Annotated in this window: 10 protein-coding genes; 7 read left to right on the top strand and 3 right to left on the bottom strand. The window is 72.8% G+C overall.

What is annotated here, in order from left to right:
• A partial coding sequence (locus ACZ4D5_RS30625) for an amino acid adenylation domain-containing protein (RefSeq protein WP_467775680.1) occupies positions 1–4,091 on the bottom strand: 4,091 nt, incomplete at its 3' end.
• A gap of 11 nt (positions 4,092–4,102) precedes the next feature.
• Positions 4,103–10,936, bottom strand: a complete 6,834-nt coding sequence (locus ACZ4D5_RS30620) for an amino acid adenylation domain-containing protein (RefSeq protein WP_467775679.1) — start codon at positions 10,934–10,936, stop codon at positions 4,103–4,105.
• A 575-nt stretch (positions 10,937–11,511) separates the two neighbouring features.
• Here ACZ4D5_RS30620 and ACZ4D5_RS30615 point away from each other — a divergent pair.
• Genes ACZ4D5_RS30615 through ACZ4D5_RS30605 form a run of 3 tightly spaced genes read left to right on the top strand, consistent with a single transcriptional unit; the run spans position 11,512 to position 16,121 of the window.
• On the top strand, positions 11,512–12,210 hold the full coding sequence (locus tag ACZ4D5_RS30615; RefSeq protein WP_467775678.1) for a thioesterase II family protein: 699 nt from the start codon (positions 11,512–11,514) through the stop codon (positions 12,208–12,210).
• Positions 12,211–12,237: 27 nt separating this feature from the next.
• Positions 12,238–13,062: an SDR family oxidoreductase gene (locus tag ACZ4D5_RS30610; RefSeq protein WP_467775677.1), complete on the top strand. Its 825-nt coding sequence runs from the start codon at positions 12,238–12,240 to the stop codon at positions 13,060–13,062.
• A 59-nt stretch (positions 13,063–13,121) separates the two neighbouring features.
• Entirely contained in the window at positions 13,122–16,121 is a 3,000-nt protein-coding gene (locus tag ACZ4D5_RS30605; protein ID WP_467775676.1) for an amino acid adenylation domain-containing protein, read from the top strand.
• Between the two features lie 70 nt (positions 16,122–16,191).
• Here ACZ4D5_RS30605 and ddaH read toward each other — a convergent pair whose 3' ends face one another.
• On the bottom strand, positions 16,192–17,004 hold the full coding sequence (gene ddaH, locus ACZ4D5_RS30600) for a dimethylargininase (RefSeq protein ID WP_467775675.1): 813 nt from the start codon (positions 17,002–17,004) through the stop codon (positions 16,192–16,194).
• Positions 17,005–17,283: 279 nt separating this feature from the next.
• Here ddaH and ACZ4D5_RS30595 point away from each other — a divergent pair, with 279 nt between their 5' ends.
• The 4 genes from ACZ4D5_RS30595 (at position 17,284) to ACZ4D5_RS30580 (ending at position 21,633) form a co-directional block, all read left to right on the top strand.
• Complete coding sequence (locus ACZ4D5_RS30595; protein ID WP_467775674.1) at positions 17,284–17,934, top strand: FMN-binding negative transcriptional regulator; 651 nt, start codon at positions 17,284–17,286, stop codon at positions 17,932–17,934.
• A 163-nt stretch (positions 17,935–18,097) separates the two neighbouring features.
• Positions 18,098–19,285, top strand: a complete 1,188-nt coding sequence (locus tag ACZ4D5_RS30590) for a cytochrome P450 (protein WP_467775673.1) — start codon at positions 18,098–18,100, stop codon at positions 19,283–19,285.
• 74 nt (positions 19,286–19,359) lie between these two features.
• The gene (locus ACZ4D5_RS30585) at positions 19,360–20,553 is read left to right on the top strand and encodes a cytochrome P450 (RefSeq protein WP_467775672.1); all 1,194 of its coding nucleotides are present in this window, start codon (positions 19,360–19,362) and stop codon (positions 20,551–20,553) included.
• A 51-nt stretch (positions 20,554–20,604) separates the two neighbouring features.
• Positions 20,605–21,633 (top strand): methyltransferase, encoded by a 1,029-nt coding sequence (locus tag ACZ4D5_RS30580; RefSeq protein ID WP_467775671.1) that lies wholly within the window; start codon positions 20,605–20,607, stop codon positions 21,631–21,633.
• Positions 21,634–21,739 lie beyond the last annotated feature (106 nt).

Raw genomic sequence — 21,739 nt, 5'->3', positions numbered from 1 at the left:
CTCGTGAACCAACCCACCGTCCGCGACAGATCCGCCCCCGCAACCACACCCTCCTCACGCCCATGCCCCTCCAACCGCACCAACACCGACGCCTCATCCACACCCCGCGCACGCCGCCACCCCACCACCGCCAACGCCAGCCCCGCCAACAACCCATCCACCGCACCACTGCGGAACACCGCCGGCAACCGCGTCAACAACGCCTGTGTCACCCCCGGCGACAACCGGGCCCAGACGTGGTCCACCGTGGACACGACGTCCACCGAGGGATCCAGGGGCCGTCGGCCGAGCTGCGGGTCGGGGCCCTCGACCACCGAGCGCCACCAGGCCAGTTCCGCGACACGCGACTCCGAGACCGCCTCATCGGCCAGCGCATGCGCCCAACGACGCACCGACGTCACCACCTCCGGCAACACCACCCCACTCCCCGCCCGCACCCCACGCCACGCCTCCGCCAGATCCGGCAGCAGAATCCGCCACGAAACCCCGTCCACCACCAAGTGATGCAACACCAACAACAACCGACCCGCCGGAACGAACCACACGCACTGCACCATCACCCCCGCCACCGGATCGAGCCGCCCCGCCGCCGCCTCCAGTTCCGCGGTCGCCAGCTCCTCCCAGGGGCCGTCCTCGTCCACCCGGTGGACGAGGGATGCCGCATCGGCCGCCGGGTGCCCGACGACCTCCAGGGCGCCGTCCACCAGCCGTGAACGCAGCACGTCATGGCGGGCGAGCACCGCGTCCAGCGTGGCGTGCAGGCCCGGCGCGTCGATGCCGTCCGGCAGGTCGACCACCATCGACATGGAGAACCGGCCGATGCCGCCGCCCAGTTCGCACAGGTACTTCGCGACCGGCAGCAGCGGCATCCGGCCCACGGCGCCGCCCGCCAGCTCCGCGAGCCGCACGCCGACGGCCCCCGTGCTGCCCGCCACCAGGGCGAGCTCGGCCACCGTCCTGCGCTCGAAGATCTGCCGCGGGGTGATCTCCACGCCCTGGGCGCGGGCCCGCGACACCACCTGGATCGAGCGGATGCTGTCCCCGCCGACCGCGAAGAAGTCGTCGTCGACACCCACCCGCTCCAGGCCGAGCACCTCCGCGTACACCCCGGCCAGGATCTTCTCCGTCACGGAGTCCGGCGCGCGGTACGTGCCTCCCTTGAACTCGGGTGCGGGGAGCGCCGCCCTGTCCAGCTTTCCGTTGGGCGCCAGGGGCAGCCGGTCCAGCACCACGAAGGCCGCGGGGACCATGAACTCGGGGAGCCTGCCCGAGACGAAGGCGCGCAGTTCGGGCACCGACACGCCCGCGGTCAGGTCGATGTCGATGTGGCCGATGCTCTCGACGGTGCCCAGGTTGCCGACGGCCACCGGGACGACGTAGCCGACGAGTTGGGTGCCGAGCGGCCCCTGGTGGGTGGTGACCACGGCCTGGGCGACGCCGGGGTGCGCGGTCAGCGCCGCCTCGACCTCGCCGGGCTCGATGCGGAAGCCGCGCACCTTCATCTGCGCGTCGTCCCGCCCGGCGAACTCCAGCTGTCCCTCGGCGTTCCAGCGCGCGAGGTCACCCGTGCGGTACATCCGCGATCCGGCGGGGCCGTACGGGTCGGCGACGAACCGGTCGGCGGTCAGCGCGGCGCGGCCGTGGTAGCCGCGGCCCACGGCGCCCGCGACATAGAGCTCTCCCACGACTCCGGGCGCCGCGGGCAGGAGCCCGGGGCCCAGGACGTACGCGCGCATGTTGCCCAGCGGCGTCCCGATCGGCGCGCTGCCCGACGCGTCCCGGTCGGCGGGACCCGCGACGAAGGCCGTGGCGTAGAAGCTCTCGCTCTGCCCGTAGGCGTTGACGACACGGACGCCGTCGAAGGCCTCCTGGACCCGGTGCACCAGGGAGGCGGGCAGTGCCTCACCGGCGAAGACCACGGTCTCGACGGTCGTCGTCCTCGCGATGTGGTCGACGAGCTCCGCGAAGACCGAGGGCACGGTGCTGATCACGCTGCCCGACCAGGACGGGCGTTCGCCGAGCGCCAGCACGTCGCGGACGATCTCCACGGTGCCGCCGACACCGAGGGTGGTGACGATCTCGAAGACCGACACGTCGAAGTTGACGGAGGTGCCGGCGAGCATCCGCGATCCGGGGCCCACACCGACCACGGAGGCCAGCCGGGTCACGCCGTTGACGACGCCGTGGTGGGTGATGGCGACGCCCTTCGGCGTCCCGGTCGAGCCGGACGTGTACATCACGTACGCGAGGTTCTCCGGCCGCACGGGCGGCGCCGGGGCCTCCGGGGACTGGTCCGCGGGCGGGAGTTCGTCGACGTGGAGGCGGGGAGTGCCCTCGTCGGGGAGCTTCGGCGCCGTGGCCGTGTCGGTGAGGATCAGCCGGGGCCGCGTCTCGGAGAGGATGAAGTCCAGTCGCGTGCTCGGGTACCGGGGGTCGATCGGCAGGTAGGCGGCGCCGGACTTCAGGATGCCGAGCAGCGCGACGACCAGGTCGTCGGAGCGGGGCAGGGCCAGGGCCACGCAGGTCTCGGGCCCCGCGCCGTGCCGGTTCAGCTCGCGGGCCAGACGGGTGGCGCGGGCGTCGAGTTCCCGGTAGGTCAGCTCCCGCGCCCCGTGGACCACCGCGACGGTGTCGGGCGCCCGCAGGACCTGGCGCTCGATCAGCCCGGTGACCGTCAGCTCGGGCGTGGGGGCCGCGGTGTCGTTGAACCGGGCCAGCAGGGCGTGTTCGGCGGGGGCGAGCACGTCCACCGCGCCCAGCCGGGTGCCGGGGGCCCGGGTGAGGTGGTGCAGAACGCGCAGGAACCGCTCCCCCATGGCCTCCACCGTCGACCGGTCGAAAAGGTCGGTGGCGTACTCCAGGTTGCAGATCATGCCCCGGCCCGGGGCGAGGGCCGCGAAGTTGAACTCCAGGTCGAACTTGGCGGTCGGGGTGGGCGCCGCCGTCAACCGCCCTGTCAGACCGGGGAGTTCGAGGTCGAGGGCGGCGTTGTTCTGCCAGGTGAACATGGTCTGGAACAGCGGGTGGTACGCGGTGGAGCGCTCCGGGTTCAACGCCTCCACCAGGCGCTCGAAGGGCACGTCCTGGTTGTCGTACGCGCGCAGCGCCGTGTCGCGCACCCGGTCCAGGAGCTGGTCCAGGGTCGGGTTCCCCGAGAGGTCGGCACGCAGCACCCAGGTGTTGACGAAGAACCCGACCAGGTCGGTCAGCGCCTCGTCGCCCCGCCCGGCGATCGTGGAGCCGATCGTGACGTCGTCCCCCGCACCGAGGTGGTGCAAGGTGGCGGCCAGCGCCGTCTGCATCACCATCGCCGTGGTCACGCCCCTGGCCCGGGCGAGGTCCTCCGCGGCGGCGAGGAGACCGGGCTCGACGGCGAACTCGACCATGTCGCCGCGGTGGCTGGCGGCTGAAGGGCGCGGCCTGTCGGTGGGCAGCCGCAGCTGCTGGGGAGCGCCCGCGAGCTCGGCGCGCCAGTACCTCAGCTGGGTGGCGAGGACGCTGCCGGGGTCGTCCTCGTCGCCGAGCAGTTCACGCTGCCAGAGCGTGTAGTCGCCGTACTGCACGGGCAGTTCGGGCCATCGGGGCGGCTCGGAGCGCAGCCGGGCCGTGTACGCGGCGGCCAGGTCGCGGCCCAGCGGCGCCATGGACTCGCCGTCGGCCGCCGCGTGGTGGACGACCAGCACGAGCAGGTGCTCGTCGGGGCCGTGGCGCAGCAGGCACGCGCGGAGCGGGATCTCGGTGGCGAGGTCGAAGCGGTGGGCGAACGCCCGGGCGAGCGCGTCGTCCTCGCCCGGCCGGGCCTCGTCCGGCGCCGGGGCCCCGTCGCGCGGCGCCACGTCGATGACCGGCACCGTGAGGTCCAGGTCGTCCGCGGGGACGACGGCCTGCGTGGGCAGGCCGTCGTCGTCCACGACGAACAGCGTCCGCAGGCTGTCGTGGCGGGCGACCACGTCGCGTACGGCCGAGGCCAGCGCGGCCACGTCCAGCGCACCGTTCAGCCGGAGCACGAACGGCAGGTTGTAGGTGGCCGAAGGCCCTTCGAACCGGTCGATGAACCACAGCCGCCGTTGTGCAAAGGACAGGGGGGTCACTCCGCGTCTCCTCATCGGTCGGTCATCCTGCGCAGGCGCGGCCTGCTCGCGGGGGCCAAGGTGCCGAGCGCGCCCGACAGTTCGGCGATGGTGGTGTGCTGGAAGACGGCGCTGACCGGGAGGTCCCTGCCCAGTTCGGAGCGGATGCGGCTGATCAGCCGCATCGCCGTGAGGGAGTGCCCGCCCAGGGCGAAGAAGCCGTCGTCGATGCCGACCCGGGCCACGCCGAGCACCTCGGCGAACAGCCGGCACAGCGTCTCTTCGCGGGTGTCGCGCGGCGCCCGGTAGGCGGCGCCGGTGAGTTCGGGTTCGGGCAGGGCCGAGCGGTCCAGCTTGCCGTTGGGCATCAGCGGGAAGCGGTCCAGGACGACGAACGCCGTGGGCACCATGAAGTCCGGCAGCTTCTCGGCGACGAAGCCGCGCAGCTCCTCGGGGGAGCCTCCGGGGGCCACGTACGCGATCAGCCGCCGTGCCGCGCTCGCGCCCCTGCCGTCCCTCACGGTGACGACGGCCTGGTCGACGTCGGGGTGCGCGGTGAGCGCCTCCTCGACCTCCGCGGGCTCCACGCGGGCCCCGCGGATCTTGACCTGGGCGTCGCCGCGTCCCGCGTACTCCAACTGGCCCTGCGCGCTCCAGCGGGCCAGGTCGCCCGTGCGGTACATGCGGGCGCCCGCGGGTCCGAACGGGTCGGCGACGAAGCGGCCCGCGGTCAGTGCGGGTCGCCCGCGGTAGCCGCGGCCGACGGTGGCCCCCGAGACGTACAACTCCCCCACCACACCGGGCGGTACGGGCAGCAGTCCCGCTCCGAGCACGTACACCCGGACGGTGTCGAGCGGGGTTCCGATCGGGGCTCCCGTGCCCTCGCCCGTCCACGCGTCGGTGCCGTCGACGCGGTAGGCGGTGGCGTAGAACGTCTCGCTCTGGCCGTAGCCGTTGACGACGCGGACGCCGGGGATCGCCTCCCTGATGCGGCGCAGCAAGGAGACCGGGAGCGCTTCGCCCGCGAGCATCACGGTGCGGGCGCTGATCCGCCCCGGCAGCTGGTCGAGGAGTTCGGTGAAGACCGAGGGGACGGTGCTGACGACGCCGCCGGACCAGCCGTCGCGCTCGCCGAGCGTCAGCACGTCCCTGACCACCTCGACGACTCCGCCCGCGCACAGCGTCGAGAAGATCTCGAAGACCGACACGTCGAAGTTGACCGAGGAGCCCGCCAGCATGCGCACACCGGGCCCCGCCTCCACGCTCGCCATGAGCGCGGGCAGGCAACTGGTCACGTTGGCATGGGTGATGGCCACGCCCTTGGACGTGCCGGTGGAGCCGGAGGTGTACATCACGTACGCGGTGTTCTCCGGGCGCGGACCGCTCGGGTGCCCGGTCGCGTGCTCGGCATCAGGGTCCCCGGCGTCCGGGTCCCCGGCGTCCGGGTCCTCGGCCGGCAACAGGGGTACGTCGGCCGGCGGCAGCGTCCGCCCGGTGGCTTCGTCGGTGACGATCAGCGAGGGACCCGCGTCGGCGAGCAGGAACTCCAGGCGGCTGCCCGGATACCCGGGGTCGAGGGGCAGATACGCGGCGCCGGACTTCAGCACCCCCAGCAACGCGACGACCAGCGACTCGGTCCTGGGCAGGGCGATCGCCACCAGCGCCTCGGGGCCCGCCCCGCGCGCGGCGAGGCGGCGCGCCAGCCGGTCCGAGCGCGCGTCGAGTTCCCGGTAGGTCAGCGACCGGTCGCCGCAGACCACGGCGACGGCGTCCGGAGTCCGCCGCGCCTGGCTCCGGAACAGCTCGGGAACGGTCGTCGCCCCGGCGTCCGGCACCGCCGTGTCGTTGAACTCCCGCAGCAGCCGCAGCCGTTCGGCCCCGTCCAGGAGGTCGACCGAGCCGACCCGCGCCGCGGTGCCGTCGGCGAACCGGCGCAGCACCCGCCCGAAGCGGTCGGCGAGGGTGCGCGCCTCGGCGTCGTCGACGGCGCTGTGCCGGTGCTGGAGGACCAGGCGCAGGGGGGCGCCGTCGCCGCCGGGGAGCGCCAGCACGGAGAGCGGATAGTGCGTGGTGGCGAAGGGGCGCAGCCCCGTGAAGGCGATCCCGGCCTCCTCACCGGCACCGGCGATCCCCGCCTTGTCGAGCGGGAACGACTCGAACGCCACATACGTGTCGAAGAGAGCGGGGGCGCCGACGGTCCGCTGGATCTCGTGCAGAGGGTGGTGGTGATGGTCCAGGAGTGCGCCCTGCCGGTCGTGGAGTGCGCTCAGCACGTCGGCCAGGGTGTCGCCCGGCGCGCAACTGACGCGTACGGGAACGGTGTTGAGGAAGAGCCCGACCATGGACTCCACGCCGGGGAGCCCGGCGGGGCGACCGGCCACGGTGGCCCCGAACACCACGTCCTGACGCCCCGTCAACTGTGCGACGAGCACCGCCCAGGCGCCCTGGACGACGGTGTTGAGGGTGACGCCGAGCTCCGCCGCGCGCCGGGCGAGGTCGCGCGCGGTCGCCGCGAGGAGCGGTACGTCGACCTGGCCGATGCCGGGCCGCGCGGTGCGGGGCCGGGCGGTGTCGGGAACCAGGAGCGTGGGCTCGCCGAAGCCGTCCAGCTCCGCCGCCCACACCCGGGTCGACTCGGCGCGGTCCTGGCGGGCCAGCCAGGCCAGGAACTCGCGGTGGGAACGGGCGCGGGGCAGTACGGAGGCATCGCCGCCGGAGCCGTACAGCCGGAGCAGGTCCTGGGCGAGAACCGGGATCGACCATCCGTCGAACAGCACGTGGTGCGCGGTGAGCACCAGCTCGAAGCGGCCCGCCCCTCTGGCGACCAGGGTCATCCGCAGCAGCGGCGGCGCCGCCGGGTCGAAGTGCGCGGCCAGGTCGTCGGCGAGCAGCCGGGCGAACGCCTCGTCGCCCGCCGCCTCGTCGAGGCCGCTCAGGTCCCTCTCGTGCCAGGGCAGGGTGACGCCTTCCACGACCAACTGCACCAGGTCCCCGGCGGCGTTGGGCACGAAGGCGGCACGCAGAGCGGGGTGCCGGTCCAGGAGCGCTTGTGCCGCGTCCCGCAGCCGGGCGGCGTCGACGGGTCCCGACAGATGGAGGGTGTACTGCACCTGGTAGGCGTCGAAGGCGGAGTCGGTGGCCATGGACTCGAAGAGCAGGCCCGCCTGGAGGGAGGTCAGCGGCCAGATGTCCACGAGGCCCGGGTGGCGCCGCTCCCACTCCTCGATCTCGCTCTGCCGGACGTCCACCAGGGGGACGTCTGACGGGGTCAGCCCGCCCGCGCCCGGCTGCGCGACGTGCCGGGCAAGGCCTTCGAGCGCGGTGGCCCACAGGTCGGCGATGTGCCGCACCTCCTCGGGCGGCAGCACTCCGGTGGGCGCGCCGAACAGGGCGCCGAGCCGGGGGCCTTCCGGGGTGTCGGTGACCATCGCGTTGACGTCCACCTCGCAGAGCGCGGGCATCCGGGCGTCGTGCCCCGCGTCCAGTTCGGCCAGTTCGGCGAATTCCGTGAGGTCCTCGGTCTGCGTCCAGCCCAGGCCCCGCAGCTCCTCGGGCATGTCGGCGGCGGAGAACCGGCCCAGGTAGTTGAACCCGATCTGGCCCAGCGGATGGTCGCGGAGTTCGGCCGCGGTCTCGTCGTTGAGATACCGCAGGAGCCCGTAGCCGAGGCCCTTGCCCGGGATGGCGAGGAGCTGTTCCTTGACCGCCTTGAACGCGGCGGCGGCCGCGGGACCGCCCGCCAGCGCCTCGTCGACGTCGAGGCCCGCCAGGTCGAGCCGGACGGGGAAGACGCTGGTGAACCAGCCCACGGTGCGGGCCAGATCGGCGCCGGGCACGGCATCCTCCTCGCGGCCGTGGCCCTCCAGCCTGAGCAGCGTCGAGGGCACGTCGTCCCCCTTGCCGCGGCGCCAGCGCGTGACCGCGAGGGCGAGTGCCGCGAGCAGCGCGTCGGCCGTGGAGCCGTGGAAGGCCTGCGGTACGGAGGTCAGCAGCGCCTCGGTGACGGGCACCGGCAGCAGGATCCTCGTCTTGGCCACGGTGGCCATGGTGTCCACCGCGGGGTCCAGGCGGCGGGCCCCGAGCAGCGGGTCGGGGCCCTCGACGACGGATCGCCACAGGGGCAGCTCCGCCGTGCACTCGGCGGTGGCGGCCCTCTCGGCCAGGGCGTGGGCCCAGCGGCGCACCGAGGTGCCGACGGCGGGCAGTTCGGGGAGGTCGCCCGCCCTGACGCGCTGCCAGGCGGCGGCGAGGTCCGGCATCAGGATGCGCCAGGACACGCCGTCGACGACCAGGTGGTGCAGCACCACGAGGAGGCGGCCGGGGCCGACGGCCGGTTGGGGGGCGGCGTCCGGCTGGAGGACAGCGCCCGGCTCAAAGGCGGCACCCGACTGGAGAACAGCGCCCGACGGCAGGGCGGCGCCCGGCGGAAGGACAGCGCCCGGCTCAAGGGCGGCGGCCGGCGGGAGGACAGTGTCCGCCCGGGAGGCGGCGGCCGGCGGGAGGACAGTATCCGGCTCAAGGTCGGCACCCGGATGGAGGGCAGCGTCCGGCTCAAGGACCGCGCCCGGCTCCGGGTCGAACCAGACGAACTGTGCCACCACGCCCGACGCCGGGGAGAGCCGGCCCGCGGCCCGGTCGACCTCGTCCACCAGCAGCTGCCGCCAGCCGTCGGAGGACCAGTCCCCCGTGCATGCGACACGGCGGACGAGCGCCCCCGCGTCGACCGACCCCGGTGGGCCCGTGAGCAGCCCGTCGGAAGTCAGCCGGGTGCGCAGCAGGTCGTGCCGGTCGACGACCGCCGTCAGGGTCGCGGTCAGCCCGTCCCGGTCGATGTCCGAGGGCAGTTCGAGCACCGCGGCCTGCGACAGCCGGTCGAACCCCGGACCGAGTCCGCTGATCCATCTGGCCACCGGCATCAGCGGCATCGGCCCGACCCCGCCGCCCGGCAGCTCGGCCAGCTCCGGTGGCCGGCCGCCGCGGTCCCCGCCCGCGGCCGCGGCCTCGGCCAGGGCGGCGACCGTACGGTGCCGGAAGACCTCGCGGGGGCTGAGCGTCAGCCCTTGCGCGCGGGCCCGCGTCACCACCTGGATCGCCTGGATGCTGTCGCCGCCCAGGGCGAAGAAGTCGTCGGTGACGCCGACCCGATCCAGACCGAGCACCTCGGCGAGAAGACCGGCGACGGCCTTCTCAGCAGGGGTGCGGGGCGCCTGGTACGTACCCCTGGTGAGCTCGGGGGCGGGCAGCGCGGCGCGGTCGAGCTTGCCGTTCGGGGTGAGCGGCAGCCGGTCGAGGAGCACGAGCGCGGTCGGCACCATGAACTGCGGCAGGCGCTCCGCGAGGAACCCGCGCAGCTCGCCGGTGGCGGGCCCGGAGCCGAGCGCGAACTCCGCCGCGCCGCCGGTCCCGCCCGCCGCGCCCCGGCCCGCCCTCGCCGGCACCACGTAGCCGACGAGCTGTCTGGCCGACCCGGCTCCCGCCGGCTCCCGGACGACGACCGCGGCCTGTCCGACGCCCGGGTGGGCGAGCAGCACCGACTCGACCTCGCCCGTCTCGATGCGGAAGCCCCTGAGCTTCACCTGGCCGTCCGCCCGGCCGCGGTACACGAGTGCGCCTCCGGGGGTGGCCTCCACCACGTCCCCCGTCCGGTACATGCGCTCGCCCGGCGCGCCGAACGGGCAGGCGACGAACCGTTCGGCGGTCTGCCCCGCCCGGTTGAGGTAGCCGCGCGCCACGCCGATGCCCTCGATGTACAGCTCGCCCGGTGTGCCGGGCGCCACCGGCCGCAGCTCCGCGTCGAGCACATGGGTGCGCAGGTGGTCCAGCGGCCGTCCGACGGGGACCTCCGCGCCGATCTCCTCGGCGGGCCCCACCGGGTGGCAGAGGGCGAACACCGTGGTCTCCGTCGGCCCGTAGGCGTTCACGAACACGGTGTCGGGGCAGGCCTCCCTGGCCTTGCGGACCGCTTCGGGCACGACGCGCTCGCCGCCCGCCCACACCTCCTTCAGCCCGCCCAGGCAGCGCGCGTCCTCCTCGACGAGCAGGCTGAACAGGGCGCTGGTGAGGAAGATCCCGGTGACGCCGTGCCGTGCCACGAGCGCGGTCAGCGACGCGGGGATCAGGTCGGGGGCGGGGTCCACGACGACCCGGCCGCCGCTCAGCAGCGGCACCCACAGTTCGTAGACCGAGGCGTCGAACGCCAACGGCGAGTGCAGCAGCACCCGTTCGTGGTGAGGCCCGCTCAGGCCCCGGTCGGCCGCGAGTCCCACCACGTCCCGGTGCGTGACGCCGATGCCCTTGGGGATGCCGGTCGACCCGGACGTGTAGATCACGTAGGCGAGCCGTCCCGGGTGCGCGGGCTCGTCGAAGTCCGGTGCGGGAGCTGGGCCTTGGAGGTGCGCCGGATCCGTGTCCCGTGCCAGGTCGGCGAGGTCCACGACGTCGAGTCCCGGGCAGTCTTCGGCGAAGCGCTCCGCCGTCTCCGTGGCGCCGATCAGCAGGGCGGGCCGGGCGTCGCGCACCATGAACTCGACGCGCCGTGCCGGGTAGTCGGGGTCCATCGGCAGGTACGCGGCACCGGCGCGCAGCACCCCGAGGAGAGCCACCGCCAGCTCCGTCGACCGGGGCAGCACCACGGCCACCAGCGACTCGGGACCCACCCCGCGCCCGCACAGCTCGCGCGCCAACCCGGCCGACCTGACGTCCAGCTCCCGGTAGGTCAGCAACCGGTCGCCGCAGACCACGGCGACGGCGTCGGGTGCCCGCCTCGCCCAGTACCCGAACAGCTCGGGAATCGTCGTGCCGGGGACCGGCGTCGCCGTGTCGTTGAAACCCTCGAGTGACCGGTACGGCTCCACCGGATCACGCACGTGCATCACCCCACCGAACAAATGGATCGGAGAATCGGTTTGCATTGCGCTGATGTCCACGACATCAATCAGGGAAAACCTGAAGAAGGTTCAGGGAAGGGGGTGGCGCACCACCCGAGCCAGCCATCGGTTAATCCCCGCGGGATTTACCGGACTTGATACCTGCAGGGCACATCACCCCTCAGGTCCGAGCCCAGCTTCATGCCTGTGAGCTGCCTGGGTCAAGCTTTCGCCGCGTTCGTGCGGCCGCCTCGCGGATTCACCGGCGCCCGGCGGCCGAGGGCCGTTCCGTCCTGTCGACGGGACATCCGGCAGGGCGCCGACTCGCCTCGCACCAGCGGGACCTGCGGCAGGAGCCGCCCCGCGCCGCACGGTGCGCGGGCGGGCCCGGCGAGTCATTGCACGGCATTCGCCGCCTCGGATAGCCTCCCGGCAAATCAGCGGATGCACTGCCCGCACCATTGACTTTCCGATTCTCCGGTAACGGCCTGAGCCGTTTCGCCATCGTTCTTCCGTCCCGGAACCGTGCGGTTCACCGGGCCCCAGCCGGCAGTCCGAGAAAGAACGAGGAACCCATGTCGTCAGAGCCCTTGTCCTTGGTTTGTCTGCCTTTCGCCGGGAGCGGTGCGGGTTTCTACCGCGCCTGGACGGAGGTGCCCGCGTACGGCATCACGGTGCTGCCGGTGCAACTGCCGGGACGTGAGGAGCTGTTCCTGGAGGAACCCTTCACCGAGGCCGCCGACGCCGCCGCGCGGCTCACGCCCGAGATCGTCGACCTCACCGCGGGGGCGGGCAGGTTCGCGCTGTTCGGCCACAGCCTCGGAGCCGTACTGGCCTACGAACTGGCACACGAACTGGCGCGGCGCGGGCACCCGGGCCCCTCGCACGTGTACGTCAGCGGTTCACCGGGCCCGTGGAACGGACGGGACGAGCGGGCGACGGGGCTCAGCGACGACGAGTTCCTGGAGCGCGTACAGGAGTTCGCCGGGTACAGGCACGAGGCGTTCGACAACCCGGACCTGCGCGAACTGCTGCTGCCCGTGCTGCGGGCGGACGTGGCCATGCACGAGAACTACAAGCCGTCGTCCGACGAGCCGCTGCGGGTCCCTGTGACATCGCTGCGCGGCGCGGACGACACCCTGGTCACGCGCGAGCACGCACGGCAGTGGTGCTCCACGACCAGTGCGGAGTTCCGGTACGCCGAACTGCCGGGCGGCCACATGTACCTCGCCGAGTCCCCCGAAGCACTGCTGCGCACCATCGCCGGATGCTGACGGACCCCCTGAAGGGAGAGCGCGGGCATGTTGCTCAAGGGCAGAACAGCCGTGATCACGGGAGCGGCGCGCGGGCTGGGCAGGGAGTGCGCGATCAGGTTCGCGCGTGAAGGCGCCGATCTGCTGCTGCTGGACATCGGCCACGATGTCGAGGGCGTCGGCTACCCGCTCGGCAGCCGGGACCAGTTGGCGTACACGGCGCAGTTGTGCGAGCGGCAGGGCGGCGCCGTCATCGCCTCCGAAGTCGACGTGCGGGACCTGGAACGCACCGGCGCGGCGGTCGACGAGGCGCTCGACCGTTTCGAGACCATCGACGTACTGGTCAACAACGCGGGGATCGCCACGCCTTCGGGCGTGCCCGTGCACGAGATCCGCGAGCCGGACTGGCTGCTGATGCTGGACACCAACCTCAACGGAGCCTGGCGGATGATCAGGGCCGTCGTACCGACCATGATCGAGCAGCGGTCCGGCAGCATCATCAACGTCTCGTCCACCGCCGGCCTGGTCGGATACCGCAATTTCGGCGGGTACGTGACGGCCAAGCACGGCCTCATCGGGCTGACGAAGGCCGCGGCCCTGGACTGCGCGCCCTTCCACATCCGCGTCAACGCGATCTGTCCCGGCTCGGTGCGGGACAACCCGCTGGCCGACGGGCGGATGCTCGCGGAGATCGCGCGGTCGCTCGACATCCCGCCCGACGACCACGAAGAGGTCTTCCTGCGGGACCAGCCGATGAACGCGCTCGTCGAGACGTCCAGCGTCGCGGGAGCCGCCGTCTGGCTGGCCGGTGACGACTCAAGCCAGGTCACCGGCACGGTGGTCACCGTCGACGGCGGCTTCACCAGCCGGTGAGCTCCCCCGGCCCGCTCCATGCCATCGCACTGCCCGCACCCCCCGCAGGAGGCCGCACCATGGCGACAGCCGCGAAGAATCCACGACGCGCAGCCGACGAGGGCGCCACCCCCGGCCTCGGCCGAGGAGGAGCGCCCGGGGAGTTCGCGGCGCCGTCCGGTGTCCCGCTCTCCGGCGTCCCGCTGCCCGGCGTCCCGCTGTCCGGCCGGGGACGCCTGTGCCACAGCCTGCTCCTGCGCCTCGCCGAGCCCGTCACCACGGCGGAGCTCTCCGGCCGGCTGGCCGAGGCCGTCGCCCGCCGCCCCGCGCTGCGTCCGGCGCGACTCTGGGAGACCGCGGTGCCCGAGCCCCGCGCGGCGGCGGCCGCCCGGGAGCGGGCCCGGCGGGAGGCGCTGCGGCCGGTGGGCGACGGCAGGGCGCCGCTGCGCGCCCTCGTGCTGCGGTACGCGGACGGGGCGGCGGACCTGGTGCTCGTCGCCGACCGGCAACGGGTACCGCGCGGCGTCCTGGACGCCGTGGCCGACCTGTTGGCGTACGGCTCCGAAGCCGGGGGGCCGCCTCCCGCGGAGCCCTCCGGGGCCGTGCGCCCCCTCGGCCCGTGGGCCGCGCCCGACTGGGGGCTGGGGGATCCGCACCGCGCGGGTCTGGTCGGTGCGCGGCCGCTGGCCCTGCCGGACGGCATCGCGCGGAACGCCGGGCCGGCGCTGACGGCCGCCGTGGCGCTCACCCTGGCCCGGTACAGCGGTGAGGGGACGGTCGAGGTCGGGCGGTACGAGGCAGCGCGGGACGCCCCGCGCGCGGAGCTGCTGCGCATCGCGGACGCCGACGGCGCCGAGGGGCCCGCGGAGTTCCTCGCGCGGGTGGGCGCCGTGTCTCCCACCGATGCCGGTCCGCTGCTCCCTCCGGTCGGCGTCGTGCTGTCGCGTACGAAGGACGACCGCACCTGGGTGCCGTGCCTGGCACCGGTCTTCCCGCTCACCGTGTTCGGGTCCGAGCGGCCCGACGGGACGTTCGAGGGTTCCTGCTGGTTCGACGAGGGCGCGGTGTCGCCGCGGGTGGCGGAGCTGTTCTGCGCCTCCGTGGAGCGGCTGGCCGCGCGGTTGGCGGCAGCGGCCCCCGAGGACGAGGGGGCCCCGGACGCCGCGGTGAGCGCGCTGTCGCGCATCCCGTTCCTCGACGCCCGGGAGACCGAGGAGGTCCTGCGCCTGGGCGGTGCGGGCGTGCGGCCCGGGCCCGCCGCGCGCATCGACGTCCTCTTCGACGACGTCGCGCGGCAACGCCCGGACGCCGTGGCGGTCGTGGACGAGGCGGGCGAACTGACGTACCGGCAACTCGGCGAGCGGGCCGAGCGGATCGCGGCGGGGCTGCGGGCGCTCGGCACCGCGCGCGGCCACCGGGTCGGGGTGTTCCTCGACCGTGACGCCTCCCTCGTCGCCGCCCTGCTGGGGATCCTCAAAGCGGGCGGCGCCTATGTGCCGATGGACGTCAACTACCCGGCGGACAGGGTCGGTTACATCACCGAGAGCGCCTCGCTGCGGCTGGTGGTCGGCGAGCCGGGGACCTTCCCGGACCTGCCTGGGGTCCGGGTGGTGAGCCCCGACGAGCTGATGGCCGCCGGTGAGGCCCACGGCTCCCCCGGCGACGGTGCCGGGGACGGGGAGGCGGGCGTCGACGACGACGCGTACGTCATCTACACCTCCGGGTCGACGGGCCGCCCCAAGGGCGTGGTCGTCCCGCACCGGAACGTGGCCGCCCTGCTGGACGCCACGACCGCCGACTTCGGCCTCGGGCCCGACGACGTGTGGACGCTCTTCCATTCGAGCGCCTTCGACTTCTCGGTGTGGGAGATCTGGGGCTGTCTGCTGACCGGCGGGCGCCTGGTCGTCGTCTCCTACTGGGTGGCCAGGGACACCCACGCGTTCCACCGGCTGCTGGCGGAGCAGGGCGTGACCGTCCTCAACCAGACCCCGTCGGCCTTCGCCCAGCTCGTCCGCACGGACCAGCAGGGGAAGGGCGAACTCCCGGTTCGGCTGCTGGTGTTCGGCGGCGAGCCGCTCGACGTCGGCCTGCTCACCGCGTGGTTCGCCCGGTACCCGCCCTCGCGGTGCCGGGTGGTGAACATGTTCGGCATCACCGAGACCACGGTGCACGTGACCGCGCGGACCGTCACCCCCGCGGACGTCGTGGCGGGCTCCCGCTCGGTCGGCAGGGCGCTGCCCGGCTGGTCGGTGTCGGTGCGGGACGCGGCGGGACGGCTGCTGCCGCCCGGGGCCGCCGGGGAGATCTACGTGGGCGGGGCGGGACTGGCGGACCGGTACCTCGGCCAGGAGGAACTGACGGCGCGGCGGTTCGTCGTCGACGAGGAGAGCGGGACGCGTCTGTACCGCAGCGGCGACATGGGGCGGCTCCACCCCGACGGGACCCTCGACCACCTCGGCCGCCTCGACGGCCAGGTCAAGATCCGCGGGCACCGCATCGAGTTGGGCGAGATCCGCCACGTGCTCCTGGACGATCCGCTGGTCGCCGCGGCCGTCGTGGTGGTCGGCGAGGCGGCGCCCGGCGACCCCGCGAGCAGCAGGATCGACGCCTACATCGTTCCCGCGGACGCGGCGGAAGGGCTCGGGGAGGGCTCCGCTCAGACCCGCGCCCAGCGGATCCTGGCCGGCGCCCGCCGGATCCTGCCCGACTACATGACGCCCGCCACGCTCACCGAGATCCCCTCGGTGCCGCTGACCGCGAACGGGAAGCCGGATCCGACCCGGCTGCCGCCGCCCGCCCCGGCCGGGCGCGGGGCCGGGCGGCCGACGCCAGGGCCCGCGTCCGCCCCCGGGGCGTCGGGCGAGCCGGCCGCGAGCATCCTCGACATCTGGAGCCACTGTCTGAGGACCGAGGTGGGAGCCGACGACAACTTCTTCGAGCTGGGCGGGAACTCGCTGCTGGTGGTCCGCGTCCTCGCCGCGATGCGCGAGCGCGGACTGCCCGAGGTGACGCCCCGGGACTTCTACGCGCACTCGACCGCCGCCCGGTTCATCGGGCTCGTCGAAGAGCGGATGCCATGACGCGGAAGGAGCCGCGCCGCCCCGCGGCGGCGCGGCTCGCCCCGAACGGACGGAGCGTCAACCAACGGGCTCAGTCACGGAGTTCGAGGGTGCAGCACTTGGCGCTGCCGCCGCCCTTGAGCAGTTCGGAGAGGTCCACCTGCCAGGGCGTGAAACCGCGCTCCCGCAGCCGGCCCGCGAGGCCGGTGGCCGCCTCGGGCAGGACGACGTTGAGTCCGTCGCTGACCGCGTTGAGCCCGAAGGCCGCGGCGTCCTCGGGCGCGGCGAGGACCGCGTCGGGGAAGAGCCGCTCCAGGACGGCGAGGCTGCCCGGCGAGAAGGCCCGCGGGTTGTACATCACCTCGTCGCCGTCGAGCACCGCGAGGGCGGTGTCGAGGTGGTAGTAGCGGGGGTCGGTCAGTTCGAGGCCTATCACGGGGCGTCCGAAGAACTCCTGCGCCTCGGCGTGCCCCTCGGGGCTGCTGCGGAAGCCCCGGCCCGCCAGCACCCAGCCGGCGGTGACGAGGAAGTCGCCCTCGCCCTCGTTGATGTGGACGGGGTCGTGCACCTCGGTGTAGCCGTTGGCGCGGAACCACTCCAGATAGGCGGGGCCTTCGTCGTACCGCTCGGCGTTGCGGAAGCGGGCGCCGAGGACCCTGCCGTCCACGACGGTCGCGCCGTTGGCCGCGTACACCATGTCCGGCAGACCGGGGACGGGCTCGATGAGGTCGATCCGGTGCCCCAACTCGCGGTAGAGCTCGGCGAGTCGCTCCCACTGGGCGACGGCGAGCGCGGTGTCGACGGGCTTCGAGGGGTCCATCCACGGGTTGATGGTGTACGTGACGTCGAAGTGGTCGGGCCGGCACATCAGGTAGCGGCGCGGCCGCGGGCTGCGCATTCTCATGGCACTCCGATCGTGGTGAGTGAGGGAAAAGCCGCGGCGGCGCGGGCCGAAGCGGAAGAAATCCTCGGCTTCGAAGTACGGCCCGGACAAAGGAAATCACGGCCGCTCTGCGGGGCGCCGAACATACCACCCCGGAAGCATTTATCCACCCGCACCGATTGTTTCCCTGGGCCCGCAGGAATCCCGTGCACGAAAGAGTGGCAGAGAGCCGGGGCGACGAACTATCGTCTGCACGCCATGAACACCGAGAGCACCACGGCATCGAGAAAGGAGCCCCGTATGTTCGTTCCCGATCAGTACCGTGAACCGGATGGGTCGTGGATCGTCAATCTGATACGCGAGAATCCGCTGGCCCAGTTGGCCAGCAATGGCGGCGCCGGCGCCGCACCGTACGCGACGCACGTGCCCGTCATCTTCGATCCCAGGCCGGGGCAACCGCCTGCGGAGCTGCCGGGCGCGACGCTGTGGGGCCATATGAACCGGGCGAATCCGCACTGGTCGGCCCTGGCCGACGGGGCGCCCGCCGTGGTGACGTTCACGGGGCCGCACGCCTATGTCTCACCGACGCTGTACGGGCGCACGCCGGCCGCTCCGACCTGGAACTTCACCGCGGTTCACGCGCGCGGGACGCTGACCAGGATCGAGTCGCCCGAGGAGACGCTCGAGGTCATCAAGGCCACGGTGAGCGCTCTGGAGGCGGAGTTCGGCGCCGGTTGGGACATGTCGGCTTCGGTGGACTACTTCCGCCGGATCCTGCCCGGCGTCGGCGCGTTCCACATCGCCGTCTCGCAGGTCGACGGGATGTTCAAACTGAGTCAGGAGCAGGAATACGACGCCCGAGAACGGGTGCGCTGCTCGTTCGCCTCCGGCCCACCCGGAAAACAGCGCGACGTCGCCTCGATGATGGGCCGCATATCTCCTTCCCGGTAACGTTCCACATCCGCCGGACCGCTCCTGTTCCACACTGGTTCACATGCGTTCCGCCCGACTTCCCCGACCTTGACAGGCGCAAGGCGGCACTTGAACACTGGACAGCGAATCGCATCCGCGTCAGCCGAATCCTGATCCCCCAGGAGGGATATCTTCCGTGTCTATGCCCGTGGATCAGTGGGACATACACCCGAACCATTTCTGGCTGACCGGAAAGCAGCCGGAACGGTCCGTCGAATACAACGAAGAGTTGGAAATGTGGATGGTCTACGGCTATCCCGAGACGGTCGAAGTCCTCACCCAGCCCCAGAAGTTCTCGAACGACGGATGGCGTCTGGTGGACGCCGAGGTCGAGGACTGGGTGAAGGAGGGCGACTTCCCGCAGATGGACCCACCGCTCCATCGCAAGCTGCGCGGTCTCGTGGACTTCGCGTTCACCCCCAAACTGGTGGCCGCCCTCCAGCCCCGGGTCGAACAGATCATCCACGAGCTGGTCGACGGCCTGGTGGACCGGGACCGTTTCGACCTGGTCCTGGACTTCGCCAACCCGCTGCCGGTCGCGGTCATCTCCGAGCTGCTCGGCGTCCCGCACAGCGACCGCGACCTGTTCAAGCGCTGGATGCACGGGCTGCTCGACGATGCGGGCGAGCTGGACTCGCCCGAGAGCATCAAGGAGCAGGAAGCCACCATGGACGACCAGTTCGGCCTGCTCCGGGAGATGCGCGACTACTGGGCCGAGCAGGCCGCCGAGCGCCGCAAGCACCCCCGTGAGGACCTGCTGAGCCACCTCGTCCATGCGGAGTTCGAGGGCGAACGGCTCTCCGAGGGAGCGGTGTTCAACATCGCGAACCGGATGCTGATCAACGGACACCACACGACCGAACTGCTCGTCGGCAACACGGCGCTGTGCCTCATCGAACTCCCCGACCAGGCGCGGCGGGTGCGCGACGACCGGTCCCTGGTGCCCGCCCTGATCGAGGAGTCCCTGCGCTACCTCAGCCCGCTCGCGGGGGTGATGCGCGTGAGCACCACCGATGTGGAGGTCGGCGGGCAGCTCATCCCCGGGGACCGGATGGTCATGGCCTGGTGCGGCGCGGCCAACCGCGACGAGCGGGTCTTCGCCGACCCGCACACCTTCGACGCCGGCCGCTCCCCCAACCCGCACCTCGGGTTCGGCCGCGGCGTCCACTTCTGCATGGGCAGGAGGCTGGCCAGGCTGGAGGCCAGGACCGCGACGAACATCCTCCTCGACCGCCTCCCCGAGCTGCGCACCGACCCGGCACACCCGCCGAGGTTCGGGCACGTGGTGGACGCCACCGGCGTGGCCAGACTGCCGGTCCTCAACGGCTGAACCGGCTGCGCCAGTTGGACCGGGCGGACCGACCGAGCCCCCGTACCCCTCCCTCCCGGAAGAAGAGTGATCTGATGACGACGGTCGTCGACCGGTGGAACATCCACCCGGACCACCGCTGGCTGCGCGGCCAACGCCCGGCCGCACCCGTTCAGTTCGACGAGGCACAGGGGCTGTGGAACGTCTACGGCCACGCCGAGTGCCTGGAGATCCTCAGCACCCCCGGCACGTTCTCCTCCGACACCGCCCGGCTCCTGCCCGTGAGCGTCGACCCCTCGCTGACCGAGGGCGACATGTCGCAGATGGACCCGCCGCGCCACCGCGCGTTCCGCGGCCTGGTCAGCCGGGCCTTCACCCCCCGGCTGATCGCCGGCCTCGAACCGCGGATCACCGAGATCGTCGACGACCTGATCGAGGAGATGGACGGCAGGTCCGAGCTGGAGCTCGTCGCCGACCTGGCCTACCCGCTGCCGGTCATCGTCATCGCCGAGCTCCTCGGCATCCCGGACAGTGACCGCGACCTGTTCAAGAAGTGGGCCGACAACATCATCGAGGGCTTCAGCGGCGCCTCGTTCCTCGACGACAGCGAGGAGAGCACCCAGGAACTCCAGGACGCGACGGAGCGCCTGAAGCCCCTCCTCGCCTACCTGGCGGACCACGTCGCCGACCGCCGGCGCCACCCGAAGGACGACCTCCTGACCCAGCTTGCGCTGGCGGAGGCCGACGGCGAACGCCTCACCGACAACGAGGTCGTCAACGTCGCGAACATCCTCCTGGTCACCGGGCACATCACCACCACCATGCTGCTCGGCAACACGGTGCTGTGCCTGGACGCGTCGCCCGAACAGTTCGCCCGGGTGCGCGCGGACCGGTCGCTGGTCCCCGGCGCCATCGAGGAGGCGCTGCGGATGCTGCCGCCCTCGGCGACGCTCGCCCGGGGCACCACCGGGGACGTGGAGATCGCCGGGCAGCTCATCCCCAAGGACCAACTGGTCTTCCTGTGGCTGGGCGCCGCCAACCGCGACCCGCTCCGCTTCACCGACCCCGAGGTGTACGACCCCGCCCGCTCCCCCAATCCGCACTTCGGGTTCGGCCGCGGCATCCACTACTGCATCGGTGCCGCGCTGAGCCAGCTGGAGGGCCGCATCGCGCTGAACAAGCTCCTCGACCGCTTCCCCGTGCTCCGTACGGACCCCGGGAAGGCGCCCGGGTTCTTCCCCACCGCCGACATGATCGGCGTCAACTCGCTGCCCCTGTACACCTCGTGAGGCGTGCCCGCACCGGAGAACGTCCCCGCGACGCAGGAAGAAGAGGAACCCGTGACGATCGAACAGCCCCTGGCACAGATGTCCTTCGGCTACATCCCCGCGCAGATCCTCTACACCGCCACGGAGTTGGGGGTGGCCGAGGCCCTCGCTGACGGCCCGCTCGACCACCGGGACATCGCGGACCGGACCGGCGCCGACCCCGCCGCGCTGCGCCGCCTGCTGCGGGCGCTGGTGGGGCTCGGCGTGGTCGACCAGCAGGACGCGACCCGCTTCGCCCTCACCGGGTCCGGCCGCCTGCTGACCCGGGACGCGCCCGGCTCGCTGCGGGACGAGGTCCTGCTGTCGGCGATGCCGGAACTGTGGCGCGCCTGGGGCGAGTTGCCGCGGGTCGTACGGGACGGCGAGGTGCCGAGGAACCCCGACACCGGACTGACGCCGCACGAGATGCTGATGCGCGACCCGGAGCTCGCCGAGAAGTTCCGTCTCGCGAAGATCATGGGCAACCAGGTGCTCACGGCGGGCATCACGGAGGCGTACGACTTCTCCCGGTTCGCCGTCGTCGCCGACCTGAGCGGCGACGAGGCCACCCTGCTCGCCGCGGTCCTGGCCGCGGCGCCGGGCCCGCGGGGGCTTCTCCTGGAGCGGCCCGAGGCGCTGGAGCGCGCGGCGGCAGCGCTGGCCGGCGCGGGTGTCGCGGAACGCTGCGAGACCTTCCCCGGGGACGTCCTCGGACCGGTGCCCCCGGGAGCCGACGTCTGCCTGCTGGGCCATGTGCTCAGGGACCACGACGACGACCGGGCCACGGCGATCCTGCGCAACTGCCGCGCGGCCATGGTGCCCGGCGGCCGGGTCGTGGTGGTGGAGACGCTGGTCCCCGCCGTGCTCACGCCGGAGGACTCCGCCACGTACGGCATGACCGACCTCAACAACCTGGTGTACGCCGGCGGCAGGGAGCGCACCGAGGACGAGTTCCGGGCGCTGTTCGAGGGTGCGGGCTTCGCCCTCTCCTCGACGGTCGCCATGAAGCTGGAGCCCGGCATGCCCGCGTACCACCTCATGGAGGGGACACCGGTCGCGTAGCGGGTCCGGATGGCCGCAAGACCGAGCGGCGCGGGGCGGCCGAGCCGGACCCGGCCGCCCCGTTCCGCTCTTCGTGATCCCGACCGAGTCGTCTGTGAGGCCGAGA

This window comes from Streptomyces sp. NPDC025651 (assembly GCF_055558735.1).
The sequence above is the reverse complement of the archived record's forward strand: the minus strand, read 5'-3'. Positions and strand labels throughout refer to the sequence as shown.

Coding starts and splice junctions, on each gene's coding strand:
- ACZ4D5_RS30590 (WP_467775673.1), top strand. CDS start 18,098: ATGCCCGTGGATCAGTGGGACATACACCCGAACCATTTCTGGCTGACC.
- ACZ4D5_RS30595 (WP_467775674.1), top strand. CDS start 17,284: ATGTTCGTTCCCGATCAGTACCGTGAACCGGATGGGTCGTGGATCGTC.
- ACZ4D5_RS30585 (WP_467775672.1), top strand. CDS start 19,360: ATGACGACGGTCGTCGACCGGTGGAACATCCACCCGGACCACCGCTGG.
- ACZ4D5_RS30615 (WP_467775678.1), top strand. CDS start 11,512: ATGTCGTCAGAGCCCTTGTCCTTGGTTTGTCTGCCTTTCGCCGGGAGC.
- ACZ4D5_RS30610 (WP_467775677.1), top strand. CDS start 12,238: ATGTTGCTCAAGGGCAGAACAGCCGTGATCACGGGAGCGGCGCGCGGG.
- ACZ4D5_RS30605 (WP_467775676.1), top strand. CDS start 13,122: ATGGCGACAGCCGCGAAGAATCCACGACGCGCAGCCGACGAGGGCGCC.
- ddaH (WP_467775675.1), bottom strand. CDS start 17,004: ATGAGAATGCGCAGCCCGCGGCCGCGCCGCTACCTGATGTGCCGGCCC.